Here is a 20,151-nt window from a genome sequence, read left to right as displayed (position 1 = left end):
ACTAGCGGTGCGCGTGACTCCCGGGCAACGAGGTGCGCGCACGCGCGTCAGCGGCGAGGAGTGCCCACTATTCCGCGACGACGAGCTCGACGATTCCCGCCTGATCGCCATCTCGTAGCGTGAAACCCTGGGACCGCGCCCACGTACGAAAGCCGCGGAGAGACGTGCTTCGGGGCCGGTCCTCGGCGAGGGCGCGTACCAGCAGTCCCTTGGACTTCTTGTTGAAGTGGTTCAACGCCCTGCCGCGCGCTGTGACGACCCGCACATACACCGAGGGCACGCTGTCCGGAACAGGCCCCAGAGCGACGTACGCCTCACTGCGGAGGTCGAGCACGAATGACGGCGCCGCGTCCGCGAACGCTGCGGAGGTCATCTCGGCCCAATGACGACGCAGAGCGGGTAGGCCGGGGAGTGAGGTGCCCGCGGCGAGACGATACGTCGGTATCGGATCCAGAGCGCCGACCGGACCGAACGGAGCACTGTGGATCCAGACGTGGTCGCCCACCCACCGGCGGGAGGCCTTCGAGAGAGAGGAGGCCGCGAGTGCATCGAACAGGACACCCGTGTACCGATCGACCGCCGGCATCGTGGGAGCCGTTCGCAGCCGACGGTTGTGCGCGACGTCGCCCGCCTGCCGCTCACTCAGCTTCAGCACCCGCCGCGACTCTTCCTCGTCGGCAGCGAGATCGACGAGCGCATCCAGCACAGCCCGCCGTTGCGTGGTCAGACCGGGCAGCGCCAGCGAGTGAAGGTCGAGCGGGGTGCCGATACCCCCTTCTCGCTTGGTCTCGGACGGAGGGAGCAGGATCTTCATGGAACCTCGGTGGATGCAGACGCGTCCGCCTCGGGACCCACAGGGGTTCCGAGGCGGACGCGACGAAAACGAGAAACTAGGCGATGAGAGCCGCGTTGCCGGCCACGATCGTCAGGGTGTCCCCCTCCATCGAGAGGAACCCGTCCTGCGCGTTGGCCAGTACCTTGGTGCCGTCCGACTGCGTGATGCGGACCTGCCCCTCGGCGAGGATGGCCAGCACCGGCTCGTGGCCGGTCATGAAGCCGATCTCACCCTCGACGGTCTTGGCGACCACGAGGCTCGCCTCTCCCGTCCAGACCTCCGCATCCGCGGAGACGAGGCTGACGTGCAGCGCCATGGTCAGCCGTTCTCCTTCTGGATCTTCGCCCACTGCTCTTCGACGTCGGAGATACCACCGACGTTGAAGAACGCCTGCTCGGCCACGTGGTCGAAGTCACCGCGGGTGATCGCGTCGAACGACTCGATCGTGTCCTTCAGCGGAACCGTCGAACCCTCGACACCGGTGAACTTCTTCGCCATATACGTGTTCTGCGAGAGGAACTGCTGGATGCGGCGAGCACGCGACACGACGATCTTGTCTTCCTCGGAGAGCTCGTCGACGCCGAGGATCGCGATGATCTCCTGCAGCTCCTTGTTCTTCTGGAGGATCTGCTTGACCGTCGTGGCCACCCGGTAGTGGTCCTCGCCCAAGTAGCGGGGGTCCATGATCCGCGACGTCGAGGTCAGCGGGTCGATTGCCGGGTACAGACCCTTCGAGGCGATCTCACGCGAAAGCTCGGTCGTCGCATCGAGGTGCGCGAAGGTCGTCGCCGGTGCCGGGTCGGTGTAGTCGTCGGCCGGCACGTAGATTGCCTGCAGCGACGTGATCGAGTGGCCACGCGTCGACGTGATGCGCTCCTGCAGGAGACCCATCTCGTCGGCGAGGTTCGGCTGGTAACCCACGGCGGAGGGCATGCGACCCAGAAGCGTGGAGACCTCGGAACCAGCCTGCGTGAAGCGGAAGATGTTGTCGATGAAGAGGAGCACGTCCTGCTTCTGCACATCGCGGAAGTACTCCGCCATCGTCAGAGCCGAGAGGGCGACACGCAGACGCGTCCCCGGCGGCTCGTCCATCTGGCCGAAGACGAGCGCGGTCTTGTCGAAGACGCCCGCCTCCTCCATCTCGTGGATCAGGTCGTTGCCCTCACGAGTGCGCTCACCGACACCCGCGAACACCGACACACCACCGTGGTCCTGCGCGACACGCTGGATCATCTCCTGGATGAGCACGGTCTTACCGACACCGGCACCGCCGAACAGACCGATCTTTCCACCCTGCACATAGGGGGTCAGGAGGTCGATCGACTTGATGCCGGTCTCGAACATGGTGGTCTTCGACTCGAGCTGGTCGAAGTTCGGGGCCTTGCGGTGGATGGGCCAGCGCTCCGTGACCTCGATGGTCTCACCGGGCTCGCCGTTGAGGACCTCGCCGATCACGTTGAACACCTTGCCCTTGGTGATGTCGCCGACGGGCACGGAGATCGCCTCACCCGTGTCGCGCACCTCCTGACCGCGGACGATGCCGTCGGTCGGCTTCAGCGCGATGGCGCGAACCAGGTCGTCACCGAGGTGCTGGGCGACCTCGAGGGTGATCTCGGTCGACTCCTCGCCGATGACGATCGTGGTCTTCAGCGCGTTGTAGATGTCGGGGATCGAGTCATGAGGGAACTCGATGTCGACAACCGGACCGTTGACGCGTGCGACGCGCCCGACGACCGCGGTCGCCGGCTTGTCAGCCGTGGCGGTGGTGGTCATTTTCGTCTCTTTCCTGAGGGTCTATTTGCTCGACGAGAGGGCGTCGGCGCCGCCGACGATCTCCGCGATCTGCTGCGTGATCTCCGCCTGGCGCGCGTTGTTGCGCAGACGGGTGTAGTCGGTGATGAGCTTGTCGGCGTTGTCGCTGGCCGACTTCATCGCCTTCTGCGTAGCCGCCTGCTTCGCAGCAGAGGACTGCAGGAGCGCGTTGAAGACGCGGCTCTGGATGTACACCGGCAGGATGGCGTCGAGGACGGTCTCGGCATCCGGCTCGAACTCGTACAGCGGGTAAACGGTGTTGCCCGCCTCCGACTCATCGGCTTCCGTGATCTCCAGCGGAAGCAGACGCACGGACTCCGGCGACTGCGTCATCATGCTGACGAAACGGTTGTACACGAGGTGGATCTCGTCGACGCCGCCCTCGTCGCCGCCACGGGAGAAGGCCTCGAGAAGAGTCTGCGAGATCTCCTCCGCCGTGTGGAACGACGGGGTGTCGGTGTCGCCGGTCCACTCCGCGGCCGACGCGATGCGACGGAACTGGAAGTAACCGACTGCCTTGCGGCCGACGAGGTAGAACACCGGCTCCTTGCCCTGCTCGCGCAGGAGCTCCGCCACCTCGAGGCCCTCACGGAGGATCTGCGAGTTGAAGGCTCCCGCGAGACCGCGGTCCGACGAGAAGATCACGACCGCGGAGCGGCGGATGTTCTCTGGCTCACGGGTGAGCGGGTGGTCGACGTTCGAGTGCGTCGCGACGGCGGACACAGCCCTCGTCACGGCCCGCGCGAAGGGGCTGGACGCCTTGACGCGTGCCATCGCCTTCTGAATGCGCGAAGCCGCGATGAGTTCCATCGCCTTCGTGATCTTCTTGGTCGTCTGAGCAGAAGAGATCTTCTGCTTGTAGACCCTGAGTTGAGCGCCCATATGTCAGTACCTCACGCGATTACGCGCGACGACCCTTGACGATCTTCTCCTGGTTGACGTCATCGGCCTCGGCCGCAGCGTGCTCCTCGTGGCCAGGGGCGCCGATGGCGTGGCCCTTGCCACCCTGGAACTCCAGGATGAAGCTGTCGGTCTGCTTGTCGAGTTCCGCAACCGTGGCGTCGTCGAGGACGTTCGTCTCGCGCAGCGTGTCAAGCACCTTGGTGTTCCGACGCAGGTAGTCGAGGAGCTCGCGCTCGAAGCGCAGCACATCTTCGACCTCGATCGTGTCCAGCTTGCCGTTGGTGCCGGCCCAGATCGAGACGACCTGCTCCTCGACCGGGTACGGCGAGTACTGCGGCTGCTTGAGCAGCTCGGTCAGGCGCGCACCGCGGGACAGCTGACGACGCGAAGCCGCGTCGAGGTCGGAAGCGAACATCGCGAATGCTTCGAGCGAGCGGTACTGCGCGAGCTCGAGCTTCAACGTACCCGAGACCTTCTTGATCGACTTGACCTGCGCGTCGCCACCGACTCGCGAGACCGAGATACCCACGTCGACCGCCGGACGCTGGTTGGCGTTGAAGAGGTCGGACTGCAGGAAGATCTGGCCGTCGGTGATCGAGATCACGTTGGTCGGGATGTAGGCCGAGACGTCGTTGGCCTTCGTCTCGATGATCGGGAGACCCGTCATCGAGCCGGCACCCAGTTCGTCCGACAGCTTCGCGCAACGCTCGAGAAGACGCGAGTGCAGGTAGAAGACGTCACCCGGGTAGGCCTCGCGGCCCGGCGGACGACGCAGGAGCAGCGAGACGGCACGGTAGGCCTCGGCCTGCTTCGACAGGTCGTCGAAGATGATCAGGACGTGCTTGCCGCCGTACATCCAGTGCTGACCGATGGCCGAACCGGTGTAAGGGGCGAGGTACTTGAAGCCCGCGGGGTCGGAGGCCGGAGCCGCCACGATCGTGGTGTACTCCAGGGCGCCGGCCTCTTCGAGCGCGCCCTTCACCGAAGCGATGGTCGAGCCCTTCTGGCCGATCGCGACGTAGATGCAGCGAACCTGCTTGCTGACGTCGCCCGACTCCCAGTTGGCCTTCTGGTTGATGATCGTGTCGATCGCGATGGCCGTCTTGCCGGTCTGGCGGTCGCCGATGATCAGCTGACGCTGGCCACGACCGACCGGGATCATGGCGTCGATCGCCTTGATGCCCGTCTGCATCGGCTCGTGGACCGACTTGCGCTGCATGACGCCCGGGGCCTGGAGCTCGAGCTCGCGCACGCCCTCGGTCGCGATGGCGCCGAGGCCGTCGATCGGGTTGCCGAGCGGGTCGACGACGCGGCCGAGGTAGCCGTCGCCGACGGGCACGGAGAGGACCTCACCCGTGCGGGTGACCTCCTGGCCCGCTTCGATGCCGGTGAAGTCACCGAGCACGACGACACCGATCTCGTGCTCGTCGAGGTTCAGCGCGAGGCCCTTGGTGCCGTCGGCGAAGGTGACGAGCTCGTTCGCCATCACACCGGGCAGTCCTTCGACGTGCGCGATGCCATCGGCGGCGTCGATGACGGTGCCGACCTCGGTCGCCGCGGCGCCGGTGGGCTCGTATGCTGCGGCGAAGTCCTTCAGCGCGTCACGGATGACGTCGGGGCTGATCGATAGTTCTGCCATTGTCTTCCCTTTGTATCTGGGTGCGCGGTTCCCCGCGCGAAGTCGTGTTAGCCCGCGAGCTTCTGGCGAAGGTCGGCGAGTCGTGCGGAGATGCTGCCGTCGATGACGTCATCGGCGATCTGCACGCGCAGACCTCCGACGACAGCGGGGTCGATGACGACGTTGAGCGAGACCTCGCCGTCATAGCGGCGCGAGAGAGCGTCGCTCAGACGGGTACGCTGCGCATCGCTCAGCTCGGAAGCGGTGTGGACGGTAGCGACCACGAGACCGCGCTGGCTCGAGACGATACGGATCGCCCGACTCAGCAGTTGACGAACCCGACGCTCGCGCGGCTGGCGCACGAGCGACGAGATGATCAGCGCTGCGGACGCGCTGGTGGAGCCGCCGGCGAGAAGACGCTCGACCAGAGCACCCTTCGCCTCGTCTCCGCCCAGTCGGCTTCCGAGTGCGAGCTCGAGCTCCGGGTTGGCCGCGACGAGGCGGGAGAATCCGAAGATCTCGCCCTCGATGTCGGCCGCGGGATCCGCGATCGCGGCCGCGCGGATCGCGAGTTCCTCGATCCCGTCGACGAGCTCGTCAGCGGTGGACCAACGCTCGGCGACAGCCGAAGCCAGCACGCTTTGAGCGCCGGCGGAGAGGGAGCCGAAAACTGCGGAGACGACCTTCTGCCGTGCCGCGACCGACGCCGCGGGGTCAGCGAGCGCGCCGCTCAGCTGAGGCGACTCCCCCGCAGCCCGCGCGGCGACGAAGAGCTCGCTCGCGGTCTCGAGGGTGACGCCCTTCGCTGCGGCAAGCGCCTGAGTGGATGCCGCGAGTGCCTGAACGGTCGCGCTTCCCATTACTGGGCCGCCTTCTCGGATGCCTCGAGCTCGGCGAGGAAGCGGTCGACCACGGCCGTCGCACGAGCGTCATCGGAGAGCGTCTCGCCGACCACGCCGCCGGCGAGGTCGAGGGCGAGGGTTCCGACTTCGCTGCGCAACGAGACGAGAGCGGTCTGGCGCTCGGCCTCGATCTGCGTGTGCGCGGTGGCAGTGATGCGTGCGGCCTCAGCGGTCGCGGCGTCCTTCGCCTCGGCGACGATCTTCTTGCCGTCCTCACGGGCGGCCTCTCGGATCTCACCGGCTTCGGTGCGTGCCTCTGCGAGCTGGCGGGTGTACTCCTCGAGAGCAGCTTCCGCCTGCTTCTGTGCCTCGTCGGCCTTCGCGATGTTGCCTTCGATGGCGGCCGACCGCTCGTCGAGCATCTTCGTCAGCTTGGGAAGGGCGACCTTCCACACGACGACGAGGATGATGATGAACCAGAAGCCCGACCAGATGATGTCGTACCAGGCGGGGATGAGGGGGTTTTTGGCCTCCCCCTCTGCCGCGAGGTTCGTGACAAGAGCGTTCAGCATCCTGTCTCCTTCAGAAGTCGGTGGGGATTACGCGGGGAACGGGATGAACGCGACGGCGATGCCGACGAACGCGAGCGCCTCGGTGAAGGCGATACCGATCCACATGAGGACCTGGAGACGACCGGCCAGCTCGGGCTGACGAGCGACGCCCTCGATGGTCTTGCCGACGACGATGCCCACACCGATGGCCGGGCCGATCGCTGCGAGGCCGTAGCCGACCGCACCGATGTGACCGTTGATTTCAGCGAGAACCGTAGTTGCGTCCACGGGGTTTTTCCTTTCGTTGGGTGGGAAGGCAGTTGCCTAGCCCGCTCAGTGCTCTTCTGCGACCGCGAGCTGGATGTAGACCGCGGTGAGGACGGTGAAGACGTAGGCCTGAAGGACGGCGACCATGACCTCGAAGAGGGTGAAGGCGCCGCCGAAGGCGAGGGTTCCGACACCGAGGGCGGCCCAGCCGCCGCCCGCGGTGAAGAAGAAGAACTGGGTGGCCGCGAACGCGAGCACCAGGATCATGTGCCCCACGACGAGGTTCATGAGAAGACGGAGCGTCAGCGTGACGGGGCGCAGGATGAAGGTCGAGATCAGCTCGATGATCGCCACGATCGGAAGAGCGAAGCCGGGGACGCCCTGCGGGAAGAGGGAATTCTTGAAGAACCGGAGGCCGTGGCGCTTGATGCCCGCGTAGATGAAGGTGACGTAGCTGACGATGGCCAGCGTGAGTGGCACGGCCACGATCGCAGTACCCGGCATGTTCAGGAACGGGATGATTCCCGTGATGTTCATGAACAGCACCATGAAGAAGATCGTGGTGAGGATCGGGAGGAACCGATCGCCGTCCTTGCGGCCGAGCAGGTCGTGGGCGATGTTGCCACGGACGAGCCCGAGCCCCATCTCGACCAGACTCTGGAAGCGGCCGGGGACGACCGTCATACGGCGGGTGCCGAGCCAGAGGATGAGGACGACGGCGATGACCGAGAGGAACTGGATCAGGTGGATCCGGTTTACCGGAATGCCGGCGATCTCGAAGAGCGTCTCCGGGAAGAACTCATCGATCGAAGGTCCGTGGAACTCGCCGTCGGAGGCCAGTCGGGGGGTCAGGGTCGCAGCAAGATTAAACAGCGCGGGCTCCAGCTTCGGGGCACCGGTCTAAACCGGGGCGACGATGGTCGGTGTGCTACACAGCGCAAGCGCTCGCGGGCGAGCGGCGGGCACGGTTCAACACTATCAGAATCTGAGGGTCCCCTAAGACCGCGGAGCCTCCTCGCCGGGCCCTTCTCCCGCATCGTCGGCCCGGCCGGGGGCACGATCCTCGGGAACCTCGGTCGGAAGCGCGATATCGCTGACGTTGGGCAGCCTCATGCGAGTGAGGACGATGACGTCGACCGCGAGAGACATCAACACTCCGGCGACGATCGAGAGGAAGAAGACCATCGGATGCAGCCACGGCTGCCCGGCGAGCAAGATCATCGCCACCACGAACAGACCCAGCTTGAGCAGCCATCCCCCGAGGACGATGGCGAAGAAGAGCTGCACGTAGATGGGATCGCCGTACCAGCGGTTGGCGACGAGGATGCTGATACCGGTGATCGACAGGAACACCGCGGCGAGCAGCACGCCGAGCAGGCCGCTGATCAGCCCCTCGCCCTGGGCAACGACGTAGCCGATACCGCCCGCGACGATCGCCAGCACGGCGGTCGCCACCCCTGACGCGATGAGTGTGCGCCGGAGGATCGGCGTGCTGGAAACGGGGCTCGGGCTCATCAGGACTCCACGGGTGTCGTGTCGGGTTCGGCGGCCGCGGTGTTCTTCCGACGGCGGGTGGGGCTCAGGGTGACGACGAGGCAGGCGGCGATGCCCACGATGCCGAAGCCGACACCCGGCAGGTATTGTCCGAGCCAGTCCTCCCGCGCCCCGACGTACATCAGCAGGACGGCGATCGAGATGACGGCCGTCCACGCATAGAAGATGAGGACCGCGTCACGGTCACGGTGACCCAGGTCGAGCATCCGGTGATGCAGGTGCTTGCGGTCGGGCGAGAACGGCGAACGCCCCGCGCTCATGCGACGCAGCACCGCGAGACCGAAGTCGAGGAGCGGCAGCAGCACGACGAGCAGGGGCAGCAGGATCGGCAGGAAGGCGCCGACCAGCTGCGAACGTCCGAGACGTTCGGGATCCAATGCGGACGGATCCATCTGACCGGTGATCGCGATTGCCGAGGTCGCCATCAGCAGGCCGATCACCAGGGCGCCGGAATCGCCCATGAAGAGCTTCGCCGGGCTCCAGTTGAGCGGGAGGAAGCCGAGGCAGGCGCCGATGAGCACCGCAGCCAGGAAGGTCGACAGATTGAAGTAGCTCGAGGCGCCGGAGTCGCGCGTGAAGATGTACGAGTAGGCGAAGAAGACGCCGTTGGAGATGAGACACACGCCCGCGACGAGACCGTCGAGCCCGTCGATGAAGTTCACCGCGTTCATAACGATCACGATCGCGAACATCGTGATCGTGATGCTCAGCCAGCTCGAGACCACGATGAGGTCGCCGAAGGGCAGCGAGAGGATCTGCAGCCCTCCGCCGACGGTGATGACACCGGCTGCCAGGAACTGCGCTCCGAGCTTGATCATCCAGTCGATGTCCCAGAGGTCGTCCACGACTCCGATGACGGCGATCAGCAGCGACGCCCCGAGAATCGACCACATCGTCTGCGGCGGAATCCAGATGCTCTGGAAGAACGGGTTGATCGCGGAGAACCCGAACGCGGCCGCGATACCGAGGAAGATCGCCACCCCGCCGAGTCGCGGCGTGGGAGTGGTGTGCACATCACGCTCGCGGATACCGGGATACAGCTTGAAGCGAAGGCTCAGTCGCCAGACCGCCCAGGTCAGCGCGAAGGTGATCGCGGCGGTCAGGATGATCGTGGCGAGATACTGCTTCACGAATCCGCGTCCTGCTGCTCCCCCGCGTGCTCGTGCCCCTCCTGCGGCTCCTCGGGTTCGAGAAGGTCGCCCAGCACGTCGTGCAGCTGCTCACGCGTCACCGCTCCGTCGCGGAGGATGCGCACCGTTCCGGTATCGGCGTCCGTGCCACGACGCACCAAGGACGTGGCATCGACGATCGTGGAGGCGATGCCGTCCCTGCTCAGCCCGTCAGCCAGATAGACGGCGACGCTGTCGCCCAGCATCTTCTCCGCGTCGAGCGCGGAGATCGCCGCCTCCCGCCCGGTGAGGTTCGCGCTCGACACCGCGAGCGGTCCGGTCTCGGCGAGGAGCTCCAACGCCACGCGACCCTCCGGCATGCGGACGGCGACGGTCCCCCTGGTCTCCCCGAGGTCCCACACCAGCGAGGGCTGGGCGGGGAGAACGATCGTGAGTCCGCCGGGCCAGAACGCCTCGACCAGCCGTTCCACCGGCTCCGGTACCGATTCGGCGAGAGCGGCGAGGGTCTCTTTCGTACCGATGAGAACGGGCGGCGGCTGATCGCGACCCCGCCCCTTCGCATCGAGGAGCCGCTGAACGGCGGCCGGTGAGAAAGCGTCGGCAGCGACGCCGTAGACGGTGTCGGTGGGCATCACGATGAGGTCGCCACGGCCGATCGCCTGGCGCGCATGGCGCATGCCGGCGAGCAGCTGCGATTCGTCGCGGCAGTCGAAGATGGTTGACATGTCGTTTCGATTCTATGCCGCGCAGGTGCGTCGGATGCTCGGAGGCTGCTGATCAGGGCCTGAGTGCCGTGGTCGTCCGGTCGCGCAGGGTGAGATCGCGATGCGTCGCCGCGCCCCGCCACCCGTCCGCAGCCAGGATGTCGCGGATGGGCTCACCCTGCAACTCGCCGTGCTCGATGACCAGAAGCCCACCGGGATGCAGCAGACGCAGCGCACGCGCGCTGAGCGCCCGCACGACGTCGAGGCCGTCCTCGCCCCCGTAGAGGGCCAGGGCGGGGTCGAAGAGCCGGACCTCGGGGTCGCGCGGTATCGCCTCATCGGGAACGTACGGCGGATTCGAGATCACGACCGTCGCCGTGCCATCCAGCTCGGTGAAGGCCTCCCTCAGGTCGGAGAGCACGAGCGTCAGGTTCTCGACGCCTTCGACGTTGCGCCGCGCCCAGGCGTGAGCGTCTTCGGAAACCTCCGCGGCGAAGACACGTGCGTGCGGGACTTCACTGGCCATCGCCAGAGCGATGGCGCCGCTCCCCGTGCCGAGGTCGACGCCGATCGGTGCCGGCTCGGGAGAACTCAGCAACGCGTCGATCGCGTACTGCACGACGGTCTCCGTCTCCGGTCGAGGCACGAAGACGCCGGGCCCGACAGCCAGTTCGAGGTGACGGAAGGGCGCCGAGCCCGTGATGTGCTGAAGCGGTTCGCGTGCGGCCCTGCGCGTCACCACGGCGTCCAGAACCGCGGCCTTCTCCTCGTCGAGGCCGTCTCCCCGGACGATGCCGGCCTGCACCTCCCCGCGTCGACGACCGAGGACATGACCTGCGAGCAGTTCGGCGTCGACAAGGGGATCCGGGACGCCGGCATCGGCCAGGCGCTGGGCTGCGGCACGGACGTGCGCCGCCAGAGAGGTGTCGGACATGCCTTCCAGCGTAGAGCGCAAGCGCCTGTCACATAGGCGCCGTCGACGCCCCGCTCCCTTAGGCTGGTCCGGCAGCGATCCCGCACAGGAAGGCTCCTCATGCCCGGCATCCACTCCGACATCACGACCGCTTTCGGCAACACGCCCCTCGTTCGTCTGAACCGCGTGACCGAAGGCCTGGGAGCCACCGTGCTCGCCAAGCTCGAGTACTACAACCCTGCGTCCAGCGTGAAGGACCGCATCGGCATCGCGATGATCAACGCCGCCGAGGCCTCAGGCGAGCTGAAGCCGGGTGGCACGATCGTCGAGTCGACCAGCGGCAACACCGGCATCGCTCTCGCGATGGTCGGAGCGGCACGTGGCTACCGTGTCATCCTCACGATGCCGGCTTCCATGTCGAAGGAGCGCCGGGTCCTGCTCAAGGCGTTCGGCGCCCAGATCGTGCTCACGGACCCCACCAAGGGCATGAGCGGTGCCATCGAGGAGACCAAGCGCATCGTCGCCGAGACACCGGGCGCGATCTGGATCCGTCAGTTCGAGAACCCGGCGAACCCGCAGATCCACCGCGAGACCACGGCGCAGGAGATCCTCCGCGACACCGACGGCGAGATCGACGTCTTCATCGCCGGGGTCGGAACCGGCGGAACCGTCACCGGCACCGGACAGGCTCTCAAGGCTGCGAAACCCGGCGTACAGGTCATCGCCGTCGAACCCAAGGACTCCCCCGTCCTCAGCGAGGGGCACCCCGGTCCGCACAAGATCCAGGGCATCGGCCCGAACTTCGTCCCGGATGTGCTCGACCGCGATGTGATCGACGAGATCATCACCGCCGAGTTCGACGAGTCCCTCCGCGTCGCCCGTGACCTCGCTGCGAAGGAGGGTCTGCTCGTCGGCATGTCCTCCGGCGCCGCCGTGTCCGCGGCGCTGAAGGTGGCCGCCCGCGCCGAGAACGCGGGCAAGACGATCGTCGTCGTCGTCCCGGACACCGGTGAGCGCTACCTGTCCACCGCGCTGTTCGAGGATCTGCGCGAAGACTGAGACATCCGATGAGCATGATCGGACGAATGCGCGAGGACATCGCGGCAGCCCGTCTCCGTGATCCGGCCGCACGCAGCGCCGTCGAAGTGGCGCTGCTGTACCCGGGCCTCCATGCGATCTGGGCGCACCGTGTCTCGCACGCGCTCTGGCGCCGCAGATTCCGCCTGCTCGCGCGCGCCGGATCGCAACTGTCACGCTGGATGACCGGGATCGAGATCCACCCCGGCGCGAAGATCGGGCGTCGTTTCTTCATCGACCACGGCATGGGTGTGGTGATCGGCGAGACGAGCGAGGTCGGTGACGATGTGATGCTGTATCACGGCGTCACCCTCGGCGGACGCACGCGCACCCCGGGGAAACGCCACCCGACGCTCGAGGACGGCGTGGCCGTAGGCGCCGGTGCGAAGATCCTCGGCCCGGTGACGATCGGCGCCGGCTCCGTCGTCGGCGCGAACGCGGTCGTCACCCGCGATGCCCCCGCCGACAGCGTGCTGGTCGGAGTACCCGCCAAGCCACGACGGCGCGACGTCGGCGAAGACACCCGCGCGCTGCTCACTGCACCGGACTACGCGATCTGATCAGCGGGCGTCGCCGCACATCTCAGCGTCGGGTGCCCTTGACCGACTCGACCTTCTTGCGCAGGAAGATCAGCGGCAGCAGGACGCTGCCCAGCGCGGTGATCAGCCACACGATCACCGCGCCGAGAAGCCAGCCAGTGAGATCGGTGATGCGGAGGCCGCCGATCGGCAGCAGCACCACGATGATCAGGGAGATCAGGGTCGAGAAGATGCCGATGCCGCCCATGAGCACGGGGGTGTAGCGGTTCGCCATCTTGCCGACCCACGGCGCCAGAACGCTCTGCAGGATCGCGAAGATGAGAATGCAGATGACGAAGCCCCACCACTTGTCCCATTCGATCCGGAACCCTTCGAGGGCGAGATCGGCGACGATCAGGCCTATGCCGGCCGACACCACGTACATGAGACCGCGGAACAAGAGTGTGATCACGGCCCGAGCCTAGCGCTCGACGACGCTTCCGCGCGTCAGGACTCGGCGCCGAGTGCGGCGAGCCGCGCTTCCTCATCCGCGGTGATCGCGCTCTCGATCAACGGATCCAGCGCGCCGTCCATCACCTGATCGAGGTTGTACGCCTTGAAGCCCGTACGGTGATCCGCGATCCGATTCTCCGGGAAGTTGTACGTGCGGATGCGCTCGGAGCGGTCCATTCCGCGGATCTGCGAGCGTCGCGCGTCGGAGGCGGCGGCGTCGAGCTCCTCCTGCTGCCTCGCGAGCAGTCGGGCGCGGAGCACACGCATCCCGGCCTCGCGGTTCTGCAACTGCGACTTCTCGTTCTGCATCGACACGACGATGCCCGTGGGAACGTGGGTGATGCGTACCGCGGAATCCGTCGTGTTCACCGACTGTCCCCCCGGGCCGGATGAGCGGAAGACATCGATCTTCAGATCGTTCTGATCGATGTGGATCTCCTCGGGCTCGTCCACCTCGGGGAAGACCAGCACGCCCGTCGTGGAGGTGTGGATGCGTCCTTGCGACTCGGTGGCCGGTACGCGCTGCACACGATGCACACCACCTTCGTACTTCAGATGCGCCCAGACGCCCTGCGCGGGGTCGGAGGACGAACCCTTGATCGCGACCTGCACGTCCTTGTAGCCGCCCAGGTCGGACTCGTTGCGCTCCAGGAGCTCCGTCTTCCAGCCCTTGGAGGCGGCGTACTGGATATACATGCGCAGCAGATCCGCCGCGAACAGGGCGGACTCCGCACCGCCCTCACCGGCCTTGATCTCCATGATCACGTCGCGGGCGTCGTCCGGGTCACGCGGGATGAGCAGACGACGCAGGCGCTCCTGGGACTCCTGCAGTTCCTCTTCCATCGCCGGAATCTCTGCGGCGATGGACTCGTCCTCCCGAGCGAACTCGCGAGCCGTCTCCAGGTCGTCCGTCGCCGCGACCCACGCTTCGTAGGCGGCGACGATGCGCGACAGCTCCGCATAGCGACGGTTGACACGCTTCGCGCGTGCAGCATCGGCGTGCACCGCCGGGTCGGAGAGCTCCTCCTGCACCCGGCGGTGCTCGTCGATCAGAGTCTGGACGGACTCGAACACGGCTCGGCCGCTCAGCGGATGTTGTTGTCGTGCCCGTGCGCGCCCGAGGGGAGCGTGGGGATCGACTTCTGCATCTGCACGAGGAACTCGACGTTCGAGTTGGTCTCCTTGAGCTTGCCGAGGACGACCTCGAGCGCCTGCTGCTGGTCGAGGCCGGCGAGGGCGCGACGCAGCTTCCACGTGATCTTGACCTCATCGGCCGACAGCAGCATCTCCTCGCGACGGGTGCTGGACGCGTTCACGTCGACCGCCGGGAAGATGCGCTTGTCTGCGAGAGCGCGGGACAGACGCAGCTCACTGTTGCCGGTGCCCTTGAACTCCTCGAAGATGACCTCGTCCATCTTCGACCCGGTCTCGACCAGAGCGGTGGCGAGGATGGTGAGCGATCCACCGTTCTCGATGTTGCGCGCAGCTCCGAAGAAGCGCTTGGGCGGGTAGAGAGCCGAGGCGTCGACCCCGCCGCTGAGCACGCGACCGGAGGCCGGCGCCGCCAGGTTGTAGGCCCGGCCGAGGCGCGTGATCGAGTCGAGGAGCACGACGACGTCACGGCCGAGCTCGACCAGACGCTTCGCACGCTCGATCGCGAGCTCTGCCACCGTGGTGTGGTCTTCGGCAGGGCGGTCGAACGTCGAGGCGATGACCTCGCCCTTGACCGAGCGCTCCATGTCGGTGACCTCCTCGGGGCGCTCGTCGACGAGCACGACCATGAGGTGCACCTCGGGATTGTTCTGCGCGATCGCGTTCGCGATCTGCTGCAGCACGATCGTCTTCCCTGCCTTGGGCGGAGCCACGATCAGCCCGCGCTGCCCCTTGCCGACCGGGGCGACCAGGTCGATGATGCGCTGCGTCAGCTTCTCGGGCGCCGTCTCCAGGCGCAGCCGCTCCTGCGGGTAGAGCGGGGTAAGCTTGCCGAACTCCACCCGCGTGGCCGCATCGTCGATCGACAGACCGTTGATCGAGTCGACCTTGACGAGCGCGTTGTACTTCTGACGGCCCTGCTGCTCACCTTCGCGGGGCTGCTTGATCGATCCGACGACGGCGTCGCCCTTGCGGAGGTTGTACTTCTTCACCTGTCCGAGCGAGACGTAGACATCGCTCGGACCGGCGAGGTAGCCGGTCGTACGGACGAACGCGTAGTTGTCGAGGACGTCGAGGATGCCGGCGATCGGGATCAGGACGTCGTCCTCGCCGATCTCGGTGTCGAACTCGTCGGCGGGAGCGCCGTTGCGGCGCTTGTTGCGCTGGCGGTTGCGGTTGCTGCTGCCACCGGCCTGCTCGTCATCCCCGGCCTGCTGAGCCTGCTGCTCCTGCGACGAGTTGTTCTGGCCACGTCCACGGTTGCGGCTGCGGTTGCGGTTACGACCACGTCCGCCCTGCTCCTCGCCGCCGTCTGCGGAATCGGCGCCGGAATCGCTCTTCTGAGAAGCCTCGGCGGGAGCGGTGTCCGGTCCTGAGTCCGCCGCCGGAGCCGCTGCAGGCGCCTCATCGTCGGGCGTCGACTTCTGCGCACCGCGGCGACCGCGTCCCGTCGACTTCGGCGCGGATTCCGCGGCGGGTTCAGCCGGGGCGGCGTCTGCTGCGGGGACGTCCGACGGGGCGGCATCCGCAGCGGGGGCCTCGGCGTCCGCCTTCTTCGCTCGGCTCCGACGCGGTGCCTTGGCCTTCGGCGCCGTCTCCGGCGTCCCGGCGTCGGTCTCCGCAGCTGCCGCCTCGCTCTTCTTCGCGGCAGCCGTCTTCGTCGTCCTCGCCTTCGTGGTCTTGGTCGCCGCCGGCTTCTCGACCTGTTCGGCGTTCTCGGCATTCTCGGCCTTCTCCGCGGTCGACGCGGTGCTCGCGCGACGCGGTGCGCGCTTGCGTGCAGGCGCCTTCTCGGTGGTCGAGTCGGCGGTCGCCGCAGCGGCTTCCGCGGCCGGAGCCGACGAATCGTTCTGGGTCTCGGAGAGGTTCTCCACGAGTACTCCCTTATATGTCATGGGGAATGAGCGTTGAACGCGCACAACGGGTGCTGCGCACGATCGCACGGGCCGACGCTCAGCGCCAGCCAGCCTCGGCACTTGTGCCTCAAGGGTTTGCGTGCGGGTCTTGCAAGAGTTGCAATGGGGCCAGATTCACGTCGTTACGTGGAGCCCTCCGCTCGAGTCCCCACTGTACCACCACGAACGTCGACTGCGAGCAGGAGCGCCTCCCACGGGGTGTCCGTGACCTGGTCGGCCAACTCCACCGCGTCCTGACGGCTCCCCGGCCCATCCGCCAGGACGAGAACGCTCGGACCGGCACCGGAGACGACCGCCGCGAAGCCTGCCTTGCGCAGCGCCTGCACGAGCCGCTGGGTCTCCGGCATGGCCCCGGCCCGATAGTCCTGATGGAGCCGATCGGCAGTCGCATCCAGGAGCAGTTCCGGGCTCTGCATGAGGGCGGCGATCAACAGGGCCGAACGCGAGACGTTGAACACCGCATCGGCCGTGGACACCTGCGGCGGCTGCAGCGAACGCGCCTGCGATGTCGACATCGTGTAGGCCGGCACGAGGACGAGCGGCGAGACACCACGGTGCACGAGCAGCTTCTTGTGCTGCGGCCCGCGCTCTCCCATCCAGGCGATCGTCAAGCCGCCGAAGAGCGCGGGAGCGACGTTGTCCGGGTGCCCCTCGATCTCGGTGGCCAGGCGCAGCAGATCGGTGTCGTCGATCTCGACGTCGCCCGCCAGGAGACCCTTCGCCGCGAGCACTCCGGCGGCGACGGCAGCGCCCGAAGAGCCGAGGCCGCGGCCGTGCGGCACGCCGTTCTCGGCGACGATGCGCAACCCGGGCACCGGTCGGCCCGCATCCGCGAAGACGTAGGCGATCGTCCGGACGATGAGGTTCGACGCATCCCGCGGGATCTCCGCTGCACCGGAACCCGTGACCTCGATCTCGAGCTCGCCGGCGGGCAATGCTGTCACCTGGAGCGTGTCGTAGATGCTCAGGGCAAGGCCCAGTGTGTCGAATCCTGGACCGAGGTTCGCACTGGTCGCAGGAACCCGCACCTCGACGGTGCGCCGCTCGACGGGTGTCTCGTCGACCGGGGGCTGCGCTGACGCCACCGTCATTCGCCTTCCACGCGGAGCACCGACACGACACGCGCCACGACCGCGCTGTCGGCGAGGGCGTCGACAGTGGCGCTGAGCGCCTGCTCCGTTGCGCGGTGGGTGCCGATGATCAGTCGCGCGGTCGGCTCGTCCTCGCCTTCGACGGTCTGCACGACCGTCGCGACCGAGACTCCCCCGTCACTGAGGATGCTCGCGACCGTGGCGAGCACACCCGGCGCATCCGAGACCTCGAGCGTGATCTGGTAGCGCGTGGTGACGTGCCCGATGGGAACGACCGGAAGGTTCGCGCGCGTCGACTCGCCCACGCCGACGCCGCCTGCGATGTGGCGACGCGCCGCCGAGACCACATCGCCGAGCACGGCGGACGCGGTCTGCACGCCACCGGCACCCGCGCCGTAGAACATGAGCGATCCGGCGGCCTCGGCCTCGACGAACACGGCGTTGTTGGCGCCGTGCACCGATGCCAGGGGGTGGGAGTTCGGGACCAGCGCCGGGTACACGCGCACCGAGATCGACTCGGCGCCGTTCGCCTCGATCCGCTCGCACACGGCGAGCAGCTTGATCACGAAACCCGCTGCGCGCGCTTCCTCGATCATCGACGGTGTGATCGACGTGATGCCCTCGCGGTACACGGCGTCGAGCGGCACCGCGGTGTGGAAAGCGAGGCTGGCGAGGATCGCGGCCTTCTGCGCGGCATCGTAGCCTTCGACGTCGGCGGTCGGGTCGGCCTCGGCGTAGCCGAGGCGCTGCGCGTCGGCAAGCACGTCGGCGAAGTCGGCGCCCTCGCTGTCCATCCGATCGAGGATGTAGTTCGTGGTGCCGTTCACGATGCCCATGATGCGCACCACACGGTCGCCGGCCAGCGAGTCGCGCAGGGGTCGGATGATCGGGATGGCTCCTGCTGCCGCGGCCTCGTAGTACACGGAAGCGCCGACGCGGTCGGCCGCTTCGAAGAGTTCAGGGCCGTGGGTCGCCAGCAGCGCCTTGTTGGCCGTGACCACGTCGGCACCAGCGCCGATCGCCTGCAGAATCGTGCTGCGGGCCGGCTCGATGCCGCCGATGAGCTCGATCACGATGTCCGCGCCGAGGACCAGCGACTCTGCATCCGTGGTGAACAGCTCTGCGGGGAGATCGACGTCGCGCGGCGCGTTCACATCGCGCACGGCGATGCCGGCGAGCTCCAGCTCGGCACCGGCCCTGTCTGCCAGCTCGTCACCGTGTCGCAGCAGGAGCGCCGCGACCTGGGAGCCGACCGCTCCCGCACCCAGCAGTGCCACACGAAGTCGTCGGTAGTCAGTCATGGTTACTCCTTCGGAGGTGGATCATTGGTCTCGACCGGCGGCCTGTGCCCCGTCGATGCCCGCGTCTCGGGCCAGCACATCCTCGATGGTCTCGCCCCGGACGATGACCGTCGAACGCCCGTCCCGCACGGCGATGACCGGCGGACGCGGAACGTGGTTGTAGTTGCTGGCCAACGAGACGCAGTACGCGCCGGTCGCCGGTACGGCCAGGAGGTCCCCGGGCACGAGGTCCTCGGGCAGATACTCGTGGTCGACCACGATGTCGCCCGATTCACAGTGCTTGCCGACGACGCGGCTCAGGCGCGGCTCCCCCGTTCCTCCCCGCGATGCGAGGCGTGCGGAGAACTGCGCGCCGTACAGAGCGGGGCGCGCGTTGTCGCTCATCCCGCCGTCCACGCTGACGTAGCGGCGCACAGCGCCCGACTCCACCGTCACGTCCTTGGTGGTGCCGACCTCATAGATGGTGACACCGGCGGTACCGACGATCGCGCGGCCGGGTTCGAACGACAGAGCAGGCATCGGGATCCCGCGCGCGGCGCAGCCCTCAGCGACGGCGGCGATGATCTCGCCGGCGAGTTCCTCGATCGGCGTCGGATCATCGACGCGCGTGTAGGCGATGCCGAAGCCGCCGCCGAGGTTGAGCTGCGGCACCGGGCCGTCCTGGAGCAGAGTGGCGTGCAGGTCGAGCACGCGCGACGCCGACTCGCGGAAGCCCGCGACGCCGAAGATCTGCGAACCGATGTGACAGTGCAGACCTGCGAACACCAGGCCGGGAACCTCACGGATACGGGCGACGGCCGCCTCCGCGTCGAGCAAGGGGAAGCCGAACTTCTGATCCTCGTGGGCCGTGGCGAGGAAGTCGTGGGTCTCTGCGTGCACACCGCTGATCACGCGCACCAGCACACGCTGCGTGGCGCCGGTGCGGGCGGTGATGGCGGCGAGCCGTTCGATCTCGATCGTGCTGTCCACGATGACCGTGCCGACTCCGACCTCGACGGCACGCTCCAGTTCGGCGACCGACTTGTTGTTGCCGTGGAAGCCGAGGGATGCCGGGGCGACACCCGCGGCGAGCGCGACCGCGAGCTCCCCTCCGGTGCAGACGTCGATGCGGAGCCCCTCATCGACCACCCACCGCGCCACAGTCGTGCAGAGGAACGCCTTGCCCGCGTAGTAGACCTGGGCCGTGGTGCCGTTGTCGGCGGCCGCTCGATCGAACGCCTCACGGAACCGTCGCGCGCGCCCCCGCACCTCGTCCTCATCGAGGACCAGCAGCGGCGTGCCGTAGGTACGGGCGAGCGCGGAGGCGCTGACGCCCCCGATGGCGATCACACCGTCATCGTCGCGCATGGCGGACTCGGGCCAGACGCCGTGGGCGAGATCGTTCGCGTCCTCGGGGACGACGAGCCAGTCCGGGGCGAGCGAAGCGGCAGGGGGAAGCACTGATCACCAATCGT

At 67.3% G+C, this 20,151-nt stretch carries 21 protein-coding genes; 2 read left to right on the top strand and 19 right to left on the bottom strand.

What is annotated here, in order from left to right; translation table 11 throughout:
* Window positions 1–67: 67 nt before the first annotated feature.
* The 13 genes from LC041_RS08875 to prmC form a co-directional block, all read right to left on the bottom strand.
* On the bottom strand, window positions 68–814 hold the full coding sequence (locus LC041_RS08875; RefSeq protein ID WP_226532746.1) for a YaaA family protein: 747 nt from the start codon (window positions 812–814) through the stop codon (window positions 68–70).
* A 76-nt stretch (window positions 815–890) separates the two neighbouring features.
* Window positions 891–1,151, bottom strand: coding sequence for a F0F1 ATP synthase subunit epsilon (locus tag LC041_RS08870; RefSeq protein WP_017830988.1), 261 nt, complete (start codon window positions 1,149–1,151; stop codon window positions 891–893).
* Between the two features lie 2 nt (window positions 1,152–1,153).
* Window positions 1,154–2,608, bottom strand: coding sequence for a F0F1 ATP synthase subunit beta (atpD, locus tag LC041_RS08865; RefSeq protein WP_226532745.1), 1,455 nt, complete (start codon window positions 2,606–2,608; stop codon window positions 1,154–1,156).
* Between the two features lie 21 nt (window positions 2,609–2,629).
* On the bottom strand, window positions 2,630–3,529 hold the full coding sequence (locus LC041_RS08860) for a F0F1 ATP synthase subunit gamma (RefSeq protein WP_226532744.1): 900 nt from the start codon (window positions 3,527–3,529) through the stop codon (window positions 2,630–2,632).
* Between the two features lie 19 nt (window positions 3,530–3,548).
* The gene (atpA, locus tag LC041_RS08855) at window positions 3,549–5,189 is read right to left on the bottom strand and encodes a F0F1 ATP synthase subunit alpha (protein WP_226532743.1); all 1,641 of its coding nucleotides are present in this window, start codon (window positions 5,187–5,189) and stop codon (window positions 3,549–3,551) included.
* Window positions 5,190–5,236: 47 nt separating this feature from the next.
* Entirely contained in the window at window positions 5,237–6,028 is a 792-nt protein-coding gene (locus tag LC041_RS08850) for a F0F1 ATP synthase subunit delta (protein WP_226532742.1), read from the bottom strand.
* Window positions 6,028–6,582, bottom strand: a complete 555-nt coding sequence (locus LC041_RS08845; protein WP_226532741.1) for a F0F1 ATP synthase subunit B — start codon at window positions 6,580–6,582, stop codon at window positions 6,028–6,030. The genes LC041_RS08850 and LC041_RS08845 overlap by 1 nt, the downstream gene beginning before the upstream one ends.
* A 27-nt stretch (window positions 6,583–6,609) precedes the next feature.
* Window positions 6,610–6,849: an ATP synthase F0 subunit C gene (atpE, locus tag LC041_RS08840; protein WP_045265023.1), complete on the bottom strand. Its 240-nt coding sequence runs from the start codon at window positions 6,847–6,849 to the stop codon at window positions 6,610–6,612.
* A gap of 45 nt (window positions 6,850–6,894) precedes the next feature.
* Entirely contained in the window at window positions 6,895–7,680 is a 786-nt protein-coding gene (gene atpB, locus LC041_RS08835) for a F0F1 ATP synthase subunit A (protein WP_264189128.1), read from the bottom strand.
* 144 nt (window positions 7,681–7,824) lie between these two features.
* A complete protein-coding gene (locus LC041_RS08830; RefSeq protein ID WP_226532740.1) occupies window positions 7,825–8,343 on the bottom strand; it encodes a hypothetical protein in 519 nt (172 codons plus the stop codon).
* Window positions 8,343–9,512, bottom strand: a complete 1,170-nt coding sequence (locus LC041_RS08825; RefSeq protein ID WP_226532739.1) for an MraY family glycosyltransferase — start codon at window positions 9,510–9,512, stop codon at window positions 8,343–8,345. The genes LC041_RS08830 and LC041_RS08825 overlap by 1 nt, the downstream gene beginning before the upstream one ends.
* On the bottom strand, window positions 9,509–10,237 hold the full coding sequence (locus LC041_RS08820; RefSeq protein ID WP_226532738.1) for an L-threonylcarbamoyladenylate synthase: 729 nt from the start codon (window positions 10,235–10,237) through the stop codon (window positions 9,509–9,511). Before LC041_RS08820 ends, LC041_RS08825 begins: the two co-directional genes overlap by 4 nt.
* Before the next feature lie 52 nt (window positions 10,238–10,289).
* Entirely contained in the window at window positions 10,290–11,150 is an 861-nt protein-coding gene (gene prmC / locus LC041_RS08815) for a peptide chain release factor N(5)-glutamine methyltransferase (protein WP_226532737.1), read from the bottom strand.
* 99 nt (window positions 11,151–11,249) lie between these two features.
* Here prmC and cysK point away from each other — a divergent pair, with 99 nt between their 5' ends.
* Window positions 11,250–12,188 (top strand): cysteine synthase A, encoded by a 939-nt coding sequence (cysK, locus tag LC041_RS08810; RefSeq protein WP_226532736.1) that lies wholly within the window; start codon window positions 11,250–11,252, stop codon window positions 12,186–12,188.
* Window positions 12,189–12,196: 8 nt separating this feature from the next.
* On the top strand, window positions 12,197–12,766 hold the full coding sequence (gene epsC / locus LC041_RS08805) for a serine O-acetyltransferase EpsC (protein ID WP_226532735.1): 570 nt from the start codon (window positions 12,197–12,199) through the stop codon (window positions 12,764–12,766).
* Window positions 12,767–12,788: 22 nt separating this feature from the next.
* On the opposite strand, the gene LC041_RS08800 is transcribed toward epsC, so the two are convergent.
* The 6 genes from LC041_RS08800 to lysA form a co-directional block, all read right to left on the bottom strand.
* Window positions 12,789–13,196 carry a phage holin family protein gene (locus LC041_RS08800; RefSeq protein ID WP_226532734.1) on the bottom strand — a complete coding sequence of 136 codons (408 nt, stop codon included), beginning with the start codon at window positions 13,194–13,196 and terminating at the stop codon, window positions 12,789–12,791.
* 35 nt (window positions 13,197–13,231) lie between these two features.
* On the bottom strand, window positions 13,232–14,311 hold the full coding sequence (gene prfA, locus LC041_RS08795; protein WP_047520447.1) for a peptide chain release factor 1: 1,080 nt from the start codon (window positions 14,309–14,311) through the stop codon (window positions 13,232–13,234).
* Between the two features lie 11 nt (window positions 14,312–14,322).
* Window positions 14,323–16,284, bottom strand: coding sequence for a transcription termination factor Rho (gene rho, locus LC041_RS08790; RefSeq protein WP_226532733.1), 1,962 nt, complete (start codon window positions 16,282–16,284; stop codon window positions 14,323–14,325).
* 143 nt (window positions 16,285–16,427) lie between these two features.
* A complete protein-coding gene (thrB, locus tag LC041_RS08785) occupies window positions 16,428–17,390 on the bottom strand; it encodes a homoserine kinase (RefSeq protein WP_226532732.1) in 963 nt (320 codons plus the stop codon).
* A gap of 2 nt (window positions 17,391–17,392) precedes the next feature.
* Window positions 17,393–18,697: a homoserine dehydrogenase gene (locus LC041_RS08780; protein ID WP_226532731.1), complete on the bottom strand. Its 1,305-nt coding sequence runs from the start codon at window positions 18,695–18,697 to the stop codon at window positions 17,393–17,395.
* A gap of 21 nt (window positions 18,698–18,718) precedes the next feature.
* Window positions 18,719–20,137 carry a diaminopimelate decarboxylase gene (lysA, locus tag LC041_RS08775; protein ID WP_226532730.1) on the bottom strand — a complete coding sequence of 473 codons (1,419 nt, stop codon included), beginning with the start codon at window positions 20,135–20,137 and terminating at the stop codon, window positions 18,719–18,721.
* Window positions 20,138–20,151 lie beyond the last annotated feature (14 nt).

The organism is Microbacterium paraoxydans (assembly GCF_020524545.1).
GTDB classification, from domain to species: Bacteria; Actinomycetota; Actinomycetes; order Actinomycetales; family Microbacteriaceae; genus Microbacterium; species Microbacterium paraoxydans_C.
This window is presented reverse-complemented; position numbering and strand designations above follow the sequence as displayed.